Genomic DNA, 15,142 nt, shown 5'->3' with positions numbered 1-15,142 from the left:
GTCAACTCCTGTTCAATTGTCGCCGCGAAGCTGTCGCACTTCGGGGAGATTGCCTGCGGTGGTGAGCAAGGTAGGCACCTGGGTTTCCTTCGGCAGATCACGCTGACCGGCCAGATAACGCGCCACGTTCTGCACGGCGGTCTTGCCAATCAATACCGGCTGTTGCGCCACCACAGCGCCGATGGGTGAGTCGCTACGACCCAGCAGCTCGAGCACTTCCGGCGTGCCGTCCACGCCATAAGTCTTGATCTCGGTTCGTCCGGCATCGATCAGCGCCTTGCTCGCACCCAACTGAGGAATGTCCCAGGCCGACCAGATGGCCGAGACGCTGCCCTTGGGGTATTTGTTGAGCAAGGCCGAGACCTGCGAGTAAGCGTCTTGAACGGTATTGGGGATGACATCGCGCAGCTCGGGCTCGATGACCTTCAGCTCGGGGTGGTCCTTGAGCGCCAGCTTGAGCTGGTCGTAGCGAATCGCGCAGACCGGCACGCCGTAAAAGCCGTTGAACACCAGAATGTTGCCCTTGCCACCGGCGTCCTTGATCAGTTGCCCGGCCAGCGCCCTGCCGGTGGCAACATTGTCGGAGGTGGTGTTGTTGAGGCTGTACTGCGATGGCGCGTCGATGGTGAACAGCGGAATGCCCGCCTTGCTGATGCGCTTGAGCCAGGGATCGATGACGCTCAGCGTACCAAGCGTCTGGATGACCGCATCCGGCTTCTGGGTAATCACGGTCTGCAACTGGTTCACCAGATTCTTGTCGTTACGCCCTGCATCCAGGGTGATGGGTGTGCCGCCCAGACGCTTAACCTCATCCACCTGCGCCTGAAACGCCTTGATATCGAAGTAATGGCTGGTGCCGGTCATGCTGATCGCGATGCGCTTGCCCGCCAGCGATGGAACGTCGCTGTCATCGGCCTGTGCAGAGGTGCCCATGCAGGCAGCCATTAATGTCAGCGCCAGCGCGGACCAGCGTTTGCCAAAGCGATTGAAAGTCGGAAAAAGGGCATCGGGCATCGGGGTAGCTCCGCAGATTCAGGACAGGAATCCGAGGAGCAGTGCACAGGTCGTGCCCGAGCGAGGCGCTGAGGGTTGAACATCGCTACGAGGCACGGTTCCACGTGCTTTCAGGGCTTTAGCCTGATGCCACGTAATGTGATTGCGGGCTGAAGAACAGCCAACAGCGCCACGCAAATTGCCGATCTGCTGTTGCAGGGACAACAGCCTGCCTCGACGCTGCCGAGCGCCCATCGCTCCGCGTGGGCATGCATCCTGCCCTTGCCCGGCCTCAACGCAACGTGAATTGACCCAGCGTGGCATTCAAACCATTGGCCAGCTCTGCCAGAGACTGACTGGCACTGCCGGTCTGCCCGGTGCGGACCGCCGAGTGCGCGGACAGGTCACGAATGCGCACCAGGTTGCGGTCCACTTCACGTGCGACCTCTGCCTGCTGCTCAGAAGCGGTGGCAATCAGGGTGTTGCGCTCGTCGATGACCGCAACCGAGGTCGCAATCAACGCCAGCGCCGCGTTGGCCGACTCGGCCTGCTGCCGGGTCCTTTGCGCCTGTTCGGTACTGACCTCAAGGGCTGTCAACGTGCTTTGAGTGCCCTGCTGGATATGACCGATCATGGTTTCGATCTCGCGGGTCGACTCACTGGTGCGATGCGCCAGCGCGCGTACTTCATCGGCAACCACTGCGAAGCCACGCCCCGCATCTCCGGCGCGAGCGGCCTCGATAGCTGCGTTGAGCGCCAGCAGGTTGGTCTGCTCCGACACGGCGCGAATGACGTCCAGCACCTTGGTGATGTCCAGCGTCCGGGTCGCCAGTGACTTGGCTTCGTGAGACGCAGTGCCAACGTTTTGCGTCAGCTCTTGAATCGATTTGACGGTGTGATTGAGCTCTTCCTGACCCTGACGTGCCGATAACGAAGACGCCTTGGACTCCTGCGAAGTAGCCACCGCATTGCGTGCCACCTCGTCCACGGCCTGACTCATCTCGGTCACCGCCGTTGCGGCCATTTCGATTTCGCTGTTCTGCGCCACCAGATCATTGTTGCTGTCGACAATAAGTGCGTTCATCTCTTCGGTTGCCGAGGCCAGCTGGTTCGCCGCATCGCCCACATGGGTCAGGGTCTTGCTCAGACTCAAACGCATCTGCTCCATCGATTGCAGCAAAAGCGCGGCTTCATCAGCGCCATCACGGTTCACGCCAGTAGGCCGCAAATCGCCCGAGGCTATGGTTTCCGAGGTCAGCAGCGCCTGACTGATAGGCACAGAAAGGCTGCGCGACAGGCGCCAGGCAAGCAGCACGGTCAGCAATACGGCCAGCAGCATGACCGCAAAGGTGACCGAGAATGCGTGGTCATAGACGCTGGTGGCGTCGGCGCTCGACTCATTTTCAGAGGCGTCATTGAGCTTTTCCAGCTTGCCGACCAGTGCTTCCATGCTTTCAGCGATGCCTTTCATCTCGACCCAGGCCAACTGCTGGCCGGCCTCGAGCTGATTGTCCTTGACCCGTTGGTAGACCCGCTCGGCCCCCTCGGCATAAGACTGATAACCCGCACCGAGCTGATTGATCAGAGCCCGCTCGTCCTCGGAGGTAATCAACGGCGTATAGGCCTGGATCGCCTTCTGAAAGCCGGCCTTTTTTTCCAGCAATTCCGCATGAACCTGATCAACCTGCTGAGCCGTGCGCGTCGACAGTATTTTCATTGCCGTGGTACGGGTTTTCTCAAACGCCAGCGCGATGTCGTCGCCCAACGCAATCCCCGGCAGCGAGTCGTTCTCGATCTCCAGGGACTGTTCGCGAATGCTGCGCAGTTGCTGGAGGCTGAAAACACCGAGCCCGATGACGAGGACTACCATCAGCGTAAAACAGACGGCGGTTCTGACTGCGATTTTCAGCTGTCTCAGCATTTCGAATCCTCTTCCTCAAATATGGCGACCATATTGCCACCATCATTTGTATCGGCAGATGTCTGAAAAGGATGATCGGACAAACTTTCATGCAGGCCACCGCAACAGGAGGCCCACTGGGAAAAAGCCTTATGGTAGGGTTCGCGCTGCCCAATAACCCCGGACTTGACCGGTCTCTGTCACCTCAAAAACCCTTTTGGAAGGGTGACGAAATGGCCGGTCTGCATTGCTGGAGAGTCAATCATGAAACGTTACTGCGCTGCATTCGTCGCCCTGTCACTGCCCGCCTTCGCGTGCGCCGGCGATGCCCTTCGCGACCAGCCTTCAATCATCAAAGCCCTGAACACCGGAGAATCGGTTTCGGTGGTGATTGACCTTGGACAGTGCACGTCGTCGATCAAAGGTGCCGAGCCGTCAAAGACTCAAGGAGGCAAACGCATCGACGCCTACCGGATTACCGCCGACGGGATGCTGGCGTTCTCGGACACACATTTCACACTTGATCGCGACAATAAGCCCATCGAGCAATTCATCCGCTACCGCGTGAAGCCCGACGGCAAAGCGGATTTCAGCATGACCACGCTCAGTGTTCCCGGTTACCAGCAGACCGGGCAGGCCGTGAGTTATGACTGCGCGGTCGGCAAGGGTTTGAGCTTTTTTACGGCGAAGTAGGATTTTTGCATCCAACGCAGGCTCAGCCAGGGCCTGCCGAGGTGTTTGCGACTGCCGCGCAGGCCTGCCCGCCAGTTGTTCATCCAACTGAAGCCCTTGAGCATTGCTCGCAGACTCCCCCGCCTCTAAATCTGCTGAACCTTTCTACAGTCGGCCTCGTCCCAGCCTTATCAAGCAGCCTGCTGAATGCCCGGGAGCCACCGATGCTGATTTACCCCAAGACCCGTTTCAAACCCTACACCCACGCCAGCGGCGGCTGGGGGTCGGCAAAATCGGTGGCGCAGATTCTGTGGCGGGAGCACGCACTGGCCAAGGCTCCTGCGGCATTGTTGAAACAGAACAAGCCGGACGGTTTCGCCTGCGTCAGTTGTGCCTGGGCCAAGCCCGGCCATCCGCGTGCGCTGGAATTCTGTGAAAACGGCGCCAAAGCCACCGCCTGGGAACTGACGTCGCTGAAAACCGATCCGGCTTTCTTTGCGAGGCACACGCTCAGTGAGTTACGCCAGTGGCGCGATTACGATCTGGAGCAACAGGGTCGCCTCACCCACCCGATGCGCTACGACGCCCAGAGTGACCGCTATCGGGAAACATCCTGGGGAGAGGCCTATCGGGAGATCGGCGCGCAACTCAAGAGCATGGCGCCTGACAGCGTGGTTTTTTATGCCTCGGGACGGGCTTCGCTGGAAACATCGTTCATGTACCAGCTGTTTGCCCGTGCCTATGGCACCAACAACCTGCCTGACAGTTCCAACATGTGCCACGAAAGCACCTCGGTTGGTTTGCAGGAAAGCATCGGCGTGCCCGTCGGCACCGTGACCCTGGACGATTTCGAGCACACCGATTGCCTGTTTTTCTTTGGCCAGAACGTCGGCAGTAACAGCCCGCGCATGCTTCATCAGTTGCAGGAGGCGCGTCAGCGCGATGTGCCCATCATCACCTTCAATCCATTGCGCGAGCGTGGCCTGGAGCGCTTCGTCAATCCGCAATCCCCCGGCGAAATGCTGATCCCCGGCTCGACCGTCATCAGTACGCAATATCATCAGGTGGCAACCGGTGGCGACACGGCCGCCATTACCGGCATCGCCAAGGCACTGCTCGCGCTGGAGGATCAGGCTAGCGCAAATGGCACGGCACCTGTACTCGATCACGCGTTCATCGCCAGTCATACCGAAGGTTTCGACGCGTTCGCGGATTATGTGCGCCACAGCACCTGGCCAGAACTTGAGCGTCAGAGCGGCCTGACCCGAGGGGCATTGGAAGCGGCAGCGAATGTTTACGCCCGCAGCCAGAGCGTGATGTTCGTCTATGGCATGGGGCTCACCCAGCATCGACGTGGGGTGACCAACGTGCAGATGCTGGTAAACCTGATGCTGATGCGCGGCAACATCGGCAAGCCGGGCGCAGGCATCTGCCCGGTACGCGGCCACTCCAACGTGCAGGGCCAGCGAACCGTCGGCATCACCGAGGATCCAAAAAAAGTCCCTGTAGAACTGATAGAACAGCACTTTGGCTTCAAGGTCCCCGAACAAAAAGGCATGGCAACGGTGGACGCGTGCGAAGGCATACTCGATGGTCGCGTAAAAGGTTTCATCGGTCTGGGCGGTAACTTCCTGCGGGCTATCCCTGACACCTTCCGGATGGAACCGGCCTGGCATGGACTGGAGCTGAGTGTCCAGATCGCGACCAAACTCAACCGCACGCATCTGGTGCCAGCACACAACGCCTGGCTGCTTCCATGCCTTGGGCGGATCGAGATCGATCGGCAAAATGGCGTCGCGCAAACCTATACCGCCGAGGACAGCACGGGCTGTATACATGGCTGGAAAGGCAGCGCCGAGCCGGTCGGGCCGCATGTTCGAGCAGAGACCGTTATCGTTGCAGGTCTGGCCACGGCGACCCTGCCCGATGGCCAGTCGATTGACTGGCAGGCATGGAGCAATGACTACTCACGGATCAGGACAGCGATTAGCACCATTTACCCGGAAATATTCCACGATATGGAAGCCCGCATGGCCGAGCCGGGAGGTTTTCACCGCCCGCTGGCCGCCGCGCAGCGCAAATGGAACACCGAAAGTGGCAGGGCACAATTCATTACGCCTGACACGCTGGTCGAAAACGACGATATCGCGCTTGCGGAATCCACCCGCGACGTGTTGCAACTGATGACGCTGCGCAGCAACGACCAGTTCAACACCACCATCTACGGCTATGACGACCGTTTTCGCGGCGTGAGCGGAACCCGCGAGGTGATCTTCATGCACAGCAACGACATCGAGCGGCTGGGCTTCAAGGTCGGTGAGCGCGTCCTGCTAACCACTGCCGTGGAGCCTGAGATCAAGCGTCAGGTCGGGCCGTTCGAAATCATCGCCTACGACATTCCAGAGGGATGCGCGGCAGCCTATTACCCGGAATGCAACCCACTGGTGCCTCTATGGCACCATGCCGAGCGCAGCAAGGTGCCAGCGGCGAAGTCGGTGCCGGTGCGTTTGACCTCGGTACACAGATGAAGTGAAAAGGTTGCGCGCAGCCGGTCACGATCGAAACGCCTCGGCCTTGAGTCCGTAGCGTTCCATCTTGTTGTACAGACCGCCGCGCGAAACCTTCAGCCTCTGGGCAGCCTGACGAATATTTCCGCGCGTTTCTTCGAGAGCAGCAGCGATGGCGTTCATTTCATGAGCGCCAAGATCCGGCGTCGTTCGACTCCCGGACACAACGCCCGATCCCAGGGAACCCGGACCTTGCCTGATTTCCAGCGGCAGATCATGGACTTGAACAAGCTCGTTCATTGCCAGATTGGTCGCGCGCTCAATGATATTTTCAAGCTCGCGCACGTTGCCCGGCCAGTGATAGCCGCACAAGATGTCCAATGCGTCCTGCGCAAAATCGCGCACAGGTTTGCGCAGCGAGCGGGCGCAGCGAGCAAGGAAGTGGCGCGCCAGCAAAGGCACATCGTCGCGCCGCATTCGCAAGGGAGGCACGGTCAGGTTGAGCACGTTGAGACGGTAATAAAGGTCCTCACGAAAGGCTCCGTCAGCCACTGCCTGGCTGAGATTGCGATGAGTCGCGGCGATGATGCGCACATTCACACGCTGTGATTTCTTCGCACCCACACGGGTCACTTCGCCTTCCTGCAGAACGCGCAGCAGACTGACCTGAGCATCGAAGGACATGTCTCCGATCTCGTCGAGAAAAATCGTCCCGCCATCCGCCAGTTCAAATTTCCCGGCAGCACCACCGCGGGCCGAACCGGTAAAAGCGCCTTCCGCATGACCGAACAGTTCACTCTGGACCAGGTCCCGCGGAATGGCCCCGCAGTTGACCGCCACAAAAGGTCCGCCGCATCGTTCGCTGGCGTTGTGGATCGCTTGGGCAAACAACTCCTTGCCGGTCCCGCTTTCGCCCAGAATCAATGTCGTCGAATCACTCCGGCTGGCGACCCGGCCCAAGTGCAGCGCATCCTGAATCGCACGTGAACTGCCCTGAATGATGTCGAAGGTGTAGCTGGCCTGGCTGCCGATGATCTTGCGGGTGATGTCCCGGATCCGTCTTTTCTCGCGCAAGGAAACAATCAGCCCGCCCTGTTCCAACGGGCAGATCGAAACCAGGCATGCCAGATGGCTGCGGTCCTGCAACTCAAAGGTGCAGTCCAGGTCACGCACCCCTTCCCCGCCACGCTGCAGGATTCCATCAGTCAGCTCGCTCTGACCAAGCCGCTGGAAAGGACTGCCCAGCACCTCGAGCCCGACGCGAAACAGCTGTCGGGCGTAACGATTGAGCGCTTTTATGCAGCCTTGCCCGTTCAATACCACCAAGCCTTCGTTGAGCACTTCAAGCACCGCCTGCTGTTCTTCCAGCAGTGCCTGCAAGGCCATTTGCCGCGACACCGCCTCGGCTGCAGCCTGCACAGTGCCCAACGTGTGGAAATGGAACCAGCCCGGCTCTGCCGTCAGGGTCAACATCGCCAGCATGCGGCCCTGGCCATCCCTGATGGGTGCAGCGGCGCAGTGCATGCCCCTTTCTCGCAGGCCCGAACCGAAGTTCTCTTCAGCCAGCACATAGACCAGTCGATCTTCGGCAAGCGCCATGCCGGTGCAGTTGGTTCCCTGTACCGACTCCAGCAGTCGACTGCCTACCGGAGTGAGATCCAGCCCGCAGAAATACAGGGTCGTGCCTTGTGCATCAGTAAGATTGATATGCCCCTTGGGGTTATAAGCCAGCAAGCCGCTCATGACCTGAGCCGCAGCGGCGATCAAGGCACGATTTGCCGTCAATGCCGCGGTCAGTTCCTCGGGCGTGACGAAGCGGTATTGGCCATCACCGGGGTCAATACCGGCCTCTATGCTGCGTAACCACGAATCCCAAATGATCTGCCTGATTCCGGCAGGCCTTTCAGTGCATCCCTCCAGGCAAGCTTTCCAGGCCTCATTGAGCGCTTCACCCGGCCCTGCGTTCAATGAGGCCGGACCGAGCGTCGTAAGGTAATCACGGTCCTCCGTGCTGAGGATCATTGGCTGTGGAGTCATCGCCCTACCCGTCATGTTCATATATTTGACATGTCAGTCTAGACATGTCTTTTAAATAGACACAACTATTGAGCGTTTAAAATAATTCTCTTATTTATCAGCTATTTATGGATTGGCACAGCGATTGCTATTGATGTCATACCGGCCTGCCCCGGCTGCCGGTGCATCGAACAACAATAAAAAGGAGACATCATGAGTACATCGCAAACGATCCGCCTGGGGCTTATCGGAGCCGGACGCATGGGCAGTTTTCACGGCCTCACCGCCGCCCGGCATATTCCCGGAGCAAGCCTGACCGCCATTGCCGATCCCTCTCACACCCAGGCTACCCGCCTTGCATCTGCGCTTGGCGTGCAAAAGGTTTATACAGACCCTCAGCAGTTGCTGGACGACCCGGACATCGATGGTGTTTTGATCGCAGCGCCCGCCCGCAGCCATGCCGAACTGGTGATAAAAGCTGCCCGCGCCGGAAAAAGCATCTTCTGTGAAAAACCGATGGCGATCACCCTGGACGAAGCTGACCGCGCTATCGCGGCGGCTGCCGATGCTCAGGTGACCTTGCAGGTCGGTTTCAACCGGCGTTTCGCGAAGAGCTTTCGCACAGCCCACCTGGATGTTGTTGCAGGCCGGATCGGAACGCCGCAGTTGCTGCGATCACTGACTCGAGATCCGGCCTTGAATAATCCAGCCACATCGCCTCAGTGGGTGATCTTTCTGGAAACCCTGATCCATGATTTCGACACCCTGCGCTATCTCAACCCCGGCGCGGAAGCGATCGAGGTGTTTGTCATGGCAGACGCCCTGATCGCACCGGAATTCAAGGCCAACGGTTTTCTCGATACTGCCGTGGTCACCGTCCGCTTCGGTAACGGCGCAATTGCCGTTGCCGAGGCGAATTTCCAGGCAGTCTATGGCTACGACGTTCGCGGGGAAGTCTTTGGCAGCGCCGGCATGCTGAGTATGGGCAGTGTCAACGAGTCCGACCTGCTTCGCTATCTGGCGACCGGCGTGCAGGCTGATACCCAGAGAATGGACACCGACCTGCTACGGGATGCTTACATCGCCGAACTCAACCATTTCGTCGACTGTATGCGCAGCGGTGAAAAACCCTTGGCCAGCGGCGAAGATGCCCGGGCAGCCCTGGCCATTGCCCGCGCCTGTATCGAATCCTTTGAGCAAGGCAAGGCGGTACGCGTGCAAGGAGTCGCTTCATGAGTACCATGCCCTTCACACTGGCGATCAGCGCCGAGATGGTGTTCATCGATCTGCCTTTCACCGAACGCGTCGAACGTATTCATGCGCTGGGCTTCAGTGCCGAAATATGGAACTGGACCACCAAGGACATTGCAGCCCTTGTCGCCACCGGCGCAGACTTCACCTCCATGACCGGCTACATCTCGGGCAACCTGACCGACCCGGATGATATCGGTCGATTGCTCGAATCCGCACGCGAATCACTGGCCGTCGCCGAGCAACTGAATTGTCCAAGCCTGAACCTGCATGGTACCGGACTGGATGCTGAAGGCCTGCCCGTCAAACCGGTCGCGCACACCACGGGTCGCATGTGGCTGAACGCCTGCAAGACGCTGGAGAAAATTGCGCGCCTGGGAGAAGACGCCGGCCGGGTGTTTCTGCTGGAAAACCTGAATACCGAAGTGGATCACCCCGGCACGCCTTTCGCCCGCGCCGACGACACCCTGGCACTCATCGAAGCCGTGGACAGCCCGCACCTGAAAATGAACCTGGACCTGTATCACGCACAAATCGGGGAGGGAAACCTGATCGAGCTGATCCAGCGCGCTGGCAAGGCCATCGGCGAAATTCAGGTCGCGGATGTGCCTGGCCGCATGGAGCCCGGTACCGGCGAGATTCACTACCCGGCCATCGCCAGAGCGTTGTTCAACATCGGCTACAAAGGTGTTGTCGGACTGGAGGGCTGGGCCAGCGGCGACAGCGAGCTGGCGCTTGAGCGCTTTCGGCGCGCTTTTACCCTTGACTGAAGGTGTCATTGAACACCTTCCTCAATGAAGGTCACACAATAACAAAAAGGAAAACCGTCATGCGTATCTACACACTGCTGTTCGCTGCGCTACTGACCCTGTTCAGCCAATGGGCCGCCGCCAATTACCGCATCGGAGTCAGCATCGCCAGAGTCGACGATAACTTCATGACCTACGTGCGCAACGGCCTGGAAGACGCCGCCAGGCAAGAGAACGTCCAGATACAGTTCGAGGACGCACAGGGCGATGTGGTTCGCCAGCTCAATCAGGTTCAGGGATTTCTCAATCAAAAGGTCGATGCAGTCATCGTCCTGCCCGCAGACACGTCCGCCACAGCAAGCATGACCCGCGCTGCGGTGGCAGCAAAAATACCGCTGGTGTACGTCAATCGTCATCCGGATGAACGCAAGCTGCCCCCGGGTGTGGTCACGGTCGCGTCCAACGATATCGAGGCCGGACAACTGCAAATGCGTTATCTGGCTGAAAAGCTGGGCGGCAAAGGCACGCTCGCGATCATCATGGGCGACCTGGCGCAAAACGCCACGCATGATCGTACCGAAGGCGTCAAACAGGTCCTCAAGGACTACCCGGACATTAAGGTGGTTGAACAGCAGAGTGCCGAGTGGCAACGTAACAAGGGCATGGACCTGACCAGCAACTGGCTGCTCGCTGGCAGCCACTTCGATGCGATCATCGCCAACAATGACGAAATGGCCATCGGCGCAGCCATGGCTCTGCAGCAGGCAGGCAAGACAAAGGGCGAGGTTGCGATTGTCGGCATTGACGGCCTGCCTGACGGGCTCGCAGCAATCAAACGCGGGATGCTGGTTGCATCGGTTTTTCAGGACCCCAAGGCTCAGGCTGCCAGTGCGATGCAGTCGGCGGTCAAAATGATCAGGGGTGAGACAGTCACGGCGGACGTGTGGGTGCCCTTTCAATTGATCACGCCGGAAAATCTGACGACATTCGAACAGCGTTACAAATAGCCTGCTCGCAGCCTGATCACCTGTGGTGGTTTGTCTCGCAAACACAAAAGGGCCTGAGGCCCTTTTGTGTTGCCCGGTGTTAATGGGTGTTAACTAAAAAACAACTTCACAAAATACGATCACAGGAGGAATATTCGTCCGGCACACCTACGACCTGACAATAAAAAATCAGACAGGATACCGTTCATGCAGCGCTTCGCTTTGCGCCCTGCCACAGGGCTGATGTTCCTGCTTTTCCTCGCGTCCGGCATCAATGCTGCGCCCCTTCCGGTTGCGAAAGAAGGCGACTGGGTCGCCCCGGAGTTCACCTTTCACACGGGTGAAAAACTCGCCAACCTGAAACTGCACTACATCACCCTCGGCGACCCGAAGAACCCTGCGATTCTTTTCCTGCACGGCACCTACCGGCCCGGCAGCGACGTTCTGGCCAAGGATTTCGGTGGTGAGTTATTCGGCGAAGGCCAGCCGCTGAGTGCGAGCAAGTACTACATCATTTCTACCGACGGCACTGGCATGGGGCAATCGACCAAGCCCTCGGACGGCCTGCGCGCCCGCTTCCCGGAATATAACTACGCCGACATGGTTCAGGCACAGTATCGACTGGTGACCGAAGGACTTGGTGTCAAGCACCTGCGATTGGTCATCGGCAACTCTATGGGTGGCATGCAAACCTGGATGTGGGGCCAGAACTGGCCGCAGATGATGGACGCGCTCGTGCCGATGGCCTCGCAACCCACTCCGATGTCATCGCGCAACTGGATGATGCGCCGACTGCTCGTGGAGTCGATCAAGCAGGACCCAGCCTGGAATAACGGCAACTACACCACACAGCCGCCTTCCCTGCGTCTGGCCAACGCAATGTTCAGCATCGGCACCAGCGGCGGCAATCTGGCCTATCAGGCAGCGGCACCGTCCCGGGCGCTGGCGGACAAGTACGTGGAGGACCGGCTCAACTCGCCGCAGACCTCTGACGCCAACGATTTCATTTATCAATGGCAGTCCTCGGCCGATTACGACGCGTCGAAGGGCTTGAACAAAATCCAGGCACCGGTACTGGCCATAAACGCAGCGGACGACGAACGCAATCCACCGGAAACCGGACTGCTCGAAGCCTCGTTACGAGAGGTGAAGAATGCAAGGCTGCTGCTGATTCCCGCCAGCGCCGAAACCCGAGGCCACGGCACTACGAGCATGGCAAAGTTCTACACGAAGGAATTGGAGCAGTTCATGCGACAGACCGAAAAGCCACACGTCGCGAACAACTGAGTCGCGGTTTGTGAAAAACGAAAAAAGGACCCGAAGGTCCTTTTTTCTTTGGCTGAAGTAGTTTTAAAACCTCTTCAGCGCCATGTCTGGAGCGGGAAACGAGACTCGTATCTGGTGTCCGACCCATTGAAATCTAAGGGGTTTCTTTTCTTGCCGGAGCAGGAAAAGACTTGATTCTGGACTTGTTTTTGGGTTGCATCAAGGGCCGTGAACGAACGATCATCATGCCAGCGGTGAGAGGATCACAGGGAACTAACGCCAGCTTGGACTTGAATTTATGTCCTAGGCACCGCAAACGTGAAGTGCCTAAGGCAGCCGTTTCGACGCAATCTCATGTCGCAGCACTGCGTTGGCAAGCGTCATCAATCCGCACAGATCGAACGAATAACCTCACCATCAGGAGTCGGGTAAGGTTTCATCGTACGTTTCCATGTCCGACTCACCGCGTGAATGATTTACTGGTCCTGCTAACGAAGCCATTCAGGATCTTCGAGACTGCCTGCAGCTCATGCTCCAGCCCAGCCTGCTTGCCCACAAACTGGCGAGTGAACCGTTCCACATGCTCCGGCATTAGCGAGTACGTTGCGGGAACGGTTGACGCAAACAGTTTGAATGCAGTCGTTGCGTCCAAACCAATAGCGCCCGTACGCGGAGTGAACTTGGTCGCATACTTCTCGACCACTCGACCGAAACTGCGATTCGAACTAGCGATTACCGGAGCCAGCATTACCCATGCATCGGGCATCATCGTGAGTGATTTTTTGTTGATGACGTGATCTGCATCGAGCGTGGTATCCAGTGCTTCAAGTAGCCTAATGTAACGCCGTGCCTTCTCTTCGGTTGAAGAAGCGGCCCTGCACCGTCGGGACAAAATCTTGAGTTCTTTGACTTGCGCGGCCCGCTGGGCAGACGTCATCCGCTTGCGAATCACCCCACTTTCTAAAGACTCCGCGACCCGCTCGTAAACCTCTGAAGCTCGCTTTTGCACAGATCGCAGATCTCTATCATCCCGGAGTTTGTTCAGCCAGAAAATAATCGCCTCCCTGTACCTGAGAGAAGTGGCTAGAACCCAAATAAAAGAAGCGCCTACCAGGGCCGGCGTCCCATCCAATTCGCCATGGGTGATGATCGCGTGGTCAGTCGGTAAGCCAATAGTCTCCACGCCCTGATTGTTTGCCTCGGCCCAGAGTAAAAGCTCTTGCTTGGAGCTAAATGCAACTGGAAGCCTTTGGAAAGAGTCGAGAATTTCAACGGCATTTTTTACTGACATCTGGAAGTTGAGATAACAGTAGTTATGGTGATCCCATCGAGCCTGTCTGCCTGTGGCGACCAGTTCTATAAATTCAACTAGGCTCTGCTTAATCGTAGGTGTCATCGTGTCTTATCATTTGGTTTTGGTAATGATGCTCTGAAGCGCCGCCATCAGCGTGGTACCCGACGTATCTTGCACGGGAAAAAGCTGGTCCACGGCATAGCTAACGCTAGGAAACTTTCCGTAACTGACGGCCGTCTCGCCGGTCATATCGCTAAATAACACGTTACCACTGGGGTAAGTCGTCGGCTCCACCATGTAGAGCCCCCAATTGGCACTCAGTGTCACCTCGTCGTTGAACTCATAGAGACAGAAGCCCATCAGGTAGCTACCGGTATTGGTGGCAAGATAGCTCACAATGGTCTGTACGATGTCCAGGGTAACCGTGGTGAACTGTGCTTGCTGTCCGCTGGCTCCATTGTCCGACCGCGTTACCCCTATTTCACTGAGCAGCAGGGGAACACTGAATTGCTGACCGGGCCAGTTCAGGCTGTTGGTCGTCGCGTTGCTGGCCCAGCTGTCGTATTGCCCCAACGTCGTGGTCAAGCCCTCTCCGACTTGATAGATATTGACGCTGTTGAAGTACCAGAGGTTGTTATAACCGATGATATCGCCGATGCCGGCCCAAGTGGCTGAGAAAGTCGCGCCATCGCCGCCCGTGGTGCCCTCCGGCAGATTAGTGTTGGTCGTCACTCCATTGAGGAAAGCCTGAAACCAGTAGCTCAACGGCGGATTACCCGACGATGGATTGCCCTGGTCTGCGTTCGAGATGGGGCTGGTCAGTAACACGTAGCGATATTTCGCGGTACTGATCTGCAGTTGCAGGTTAACGATCCACCAAATCACCCTGGCCAGGCGTGATCCCGGAGCAACCGCCCCACTGCTTCCCTGACCGACAAACGTATTGATATCGATCTCGTTGCCAACGGAGAAACTATGGACGGCCGGATGGATATTGCCGCTGACCACCACGCTACTGACAAATTGCTTCAGTGCGCTCTGTATGTCGGACGGCGCGCTGTCGAAGCTGTACGAGGCGTCAGGGTCGTTACCGTTCCACGCATAAGTGTCGTCAGACAGGAAATAATTGGATATGGGCACCACAACCTTGACGCCATTTTGATGCGCATAGTCCAGAAAGTTGATATGCGCGGTGCCATACGTTCCGTTCCAACCGCGTGTTGCGCCCCAATCATAGAGGCGAACCAGGTTAAAGCCGAAGCTGCCGATCACTCCAATATCGTTTCGGTAGGCGTTGCCGCTTGTGTCCTGCCCGGTATTCCATAGCGCCTGGAAGCTGTCGTTAAAGAAGTCAGAATCAGAGAACTGCGCTTGTGCCCCAGAGTTGGAATAGGGTGGAGACCAGGTCGTCCACGTCGGGCTGTATACCACTCCAAATACGGTGTCCGAAGTTGCCATTTTCGATCCTTCCTTTCATGGGTGATCCGCATGTTGCGTCATCTGATCAT

The 15,142-nt window shown here is 57.9% G+C and carries 11 protein-coding genes and 1 pseudogene; 6 read left to right on the top strand and 6 right to left on the bottom strand.

Going from position 1 to position 15,142, the window contains the following annotated elements:
• Positions 1-12: 12 nt before the first annotated feature.
• The 3 genes and pseudogenes from KDX39_RS24665 to KDX39_RS26710 all read right to left on the bottom strand — a co-directional run.
• Positions 13-1,014, bottom strand: coding sequence for a sugar ABC transporter substrate-binding protein (locus KDX39_RS24665; RefSeq protein ID WP_231662160.1), 1,002 nt, complete (start codon positions 1,012-1,014; stop codon positions 13-15).
• A 271-nt stretch (positions 1,015-1,285) separates the two neighbouring features.
• On the bottom strand, positions 1,286-1,993 hold the full coding sequence (locus KDX39_RS26715) for a methyl-accepting chemotaxis protein (protein WP_442964584.1): 708 nt from the start codon (positions 1,991-1,993) through the stop codon (positions 1,286-1,288).
• A 399-nt stretch (positions 1,994-2,392) separates the two neighbouring features.
• Positions 2,393-2,914: pseudogene (locus KDX39_RS26710) on the bottom strand (MCP four helix bundle domain-containing protein); the annotation flags it as partial.
• Between the two features lie 243 nt (positions 2,915-3,157).
• Here KDX39_RS26710 and KDX39_RS24655 point away from each other — a divergent pair.
• Entirely contained in the window at positions 3,158-3,586 is a 429-nt protein-coding gene (locus KDX39_RS24655; RefSeq protein ID WP_231662158.1) for a VirK family protein, read from the top strand.
• Between the two features lie 203 nt (positions 3,587-3,789).
• Complete coding sequence (locus tag KDX39_RS24650) at positions 3,790-6,093, top strand: FdhF/YdeP family oxidoreductase (protein ID WP_231662157.1); 2,304 nt, start codon at positions 3,790-3,792, stop codon at positions 6,091-6,093.
• Between the two features lie 24 nt (positions 6,094-6,117).
• Here KDX39_RS24650 and KDX39_RS24645 read toward each other — a convergent pair whose 3' ends face one another.
• The gene (locus KDX39_RS24645) at positions 6,118-8,109 is read right to left on the bottom strand and encodes a sigma 54-interacting transcriptional regulator (protein WP_231662156.1); all 1,992 of its coding nucleotides are present in this window, start codon (positions 8,107-8,109) and stop codon (positions 6,118-6,120) included.
• Positions 8,110-8,301: 192 nt separating this feature from the next.
• Here KDX39_RS24645 and KDX39_RS24640 point away from each other — a divergent pair, with 192 nt between their 5' ends.
• The 4 genes from KDX39_RS24640 (at position 8,302) to KDX39_RS24625 (ending at position 12,361) form a co-directional block, all read left to right on the top strand.
• Positions 8,302-9,324, top strand: a complete 1,023-nt coding sequence (locus KDX39_RS24640) for a Gfo/Idh/MocA family oxidoreductase (RefSeq protein ID WP_231662155.1) — start codon at positions 8,302-8,304, stop codon at positions 9,322-9,324.
• Positions 9,321-10,109: a TIM barrel protein gene (locus tag KDX39_RS24635; RefSeq protein ID WP_231662154.1), complete on the top strand. Its 789-nt coding sequence runs from the start codon at positions 9,321-9,323 to the stop codon at positions 10,107-10,109. Before KDX39_RS24640 ends, KDX39_RS24635 begins: the two co-directional genes overlap by 4 nt.
• 59 nt (positions 10,110-10,168) lie before the next feature.
• Positions 10,169-11,095 carry a sugar ABC transporter substrate-binding protein gene (locus KDX39_RS24630; protein WP_099227711.1) on the top strand — a complete coding sequence of 309 codons (927 nt, stop codon included), beginning with the start codon at positions 10,169-10,171 and terminating at the stop codon, positions 11,093-11,095.
• Between the two features lie 186 nt (positions 11,096-11,281).
• Positions 11,282-12,361, top strand: a complete 1,080-nt coding sequence (locus KDX39_RS24625) for an alpha/beta fold hydrolase (RefSeq protein WP_231662153.1) — start codon at positions 11,282-11,284, stop codon at positions 12,359-12,361.
• 439 nt (positions 12,362-12,800) lie between these two features.
• Here KDX39_RS24625 and KDX39_RS24620 read toward each other — a convergent pair whose 3' ends face one another.
• Both KDX39_RS24620 and KDX39_RS24615 read right to left on the bottom strand, forming a co-directional pair.
• Positions 12,801-13,736: a hypothetical protein gene (locus KDX39_RS24620; protein ID WP_231662152.1), complete on the bottom strand. Its 936-nt coding sequence runs from the start codon at positions 13,734-13,736 to the stop codon at positions 12,801-12,803.
• 9 nt (positions 13,737-13,745) lie between these two features.
• Positions 13,746-15,092, bottom strand: coding sequence for a hypothetical protein (locus tag KDX39_RS24615; RefSeq protein WP_231662151.1), 1,347 nt, complete (start codon positions 15,090-15,092; stop codon positions 13,746-13,748).
• Between the last annotated feature and the right edge of the window lie 50 nt (positions 15,093-15,142).

Origin of the sequence: Pseudomonas sp. CDFA 610, from assembly GCF_021147865.1 — a bacterium.
Taxonomy (GTDB): domain Bacteria; phylum Pseudomonadota; class Gammaproteobacteria; order Pseudomonadales; family Pseudomonadaceae; genus Aquipseudomonas; species Aquipseudomonas alliivorans.
The sequence above is the reverse complement of the archived record's forward strand: the minus strand, read 5'-3'. Positions and strand labels throughout refer to the sequence as shown.

Excerpts from the sequence above, each read along its gene's own strand:
- KDX39_RS24665 (WP_231662160.1), bottom strand. The coding sequence starts at position 1,014 with ATGCCCGATGCCCTTTTTCCGACTTTCAATCGCTTTGGCAAACGCTGG.
- KDX39_RS26715 (WP_442964584.1), bottom strand. The coding sequence starts at position 1,993 with ATGAGTCAGGCCGTGGACGAGGTGGCACGCAATGCGGTGGCTACTTCG.
- KDX39_RS24655 (WP_231662158.1), top strand. The coding sequence starts at position 3,158 with ATGAAACGTTACTGCGCTGCATTCGTCGCCCTGTCACTGCCCGCCTTC.
- KDX39_RS24650 (WP_231662157.1), top strand. The coding sequence starts at position 3,790 with ATGCTGATTTACCCCAAGACCCGTTTCAAACCCTACACCCACGCCAGC.
- KDX39_RS24645 (WP_231662156.1), bottom strand. The coding sequence starts at position 8,109 with ATGACTCCACAGCCAATGATCCTCAGCACGGAGGACCGTGATTACCTT.
- KDX39_RS24640 (WP_231662155.1), top strand. The coding sequence starts at position 8,302 with ATGAGTACATCGCAAACGATCCGCCTGGGGCTTATCGGAGCCGGACGC.
- KDX39_RS24635 (WP_231662154.1), top strand. The coding sequence starts at position 9,321 with ATGAGTACCATGCCCTTCACACTGGCGATCAGCGCCGAGATGGTGTTC.
- KDX39_RS24630 (WP_099227711.1), top strand. The coding sequence starts at position 10,169 with ATGCGTATCTACACACTGCTGTTCGCTGCGCTACTGACCCTGTTCAGC.
- KDX39_RS24625 (WP_231662153.1), top strand. The coding sequence starts at position 11,282 with ATGCAGCGCTTCGCTTTGCGCCCTGCCACAGGGCTGATGTTCCTGCTT.
- KDX39_RS24620 (WP_231662152.1), bottom strand. The coding sequence starts at position 13,736 with ATGACACCTACGATTAAGCAGAGCCTAGTTGAATTTATAGAACTGGTC.
- KDX39_RS24615 (WP_231662151.1), bottom strand. The coding sequence starts at position 15,092 with ATGGCAACTTCGGACACCGTATTTGGAGTGGTATACAGCCCGACGTGG.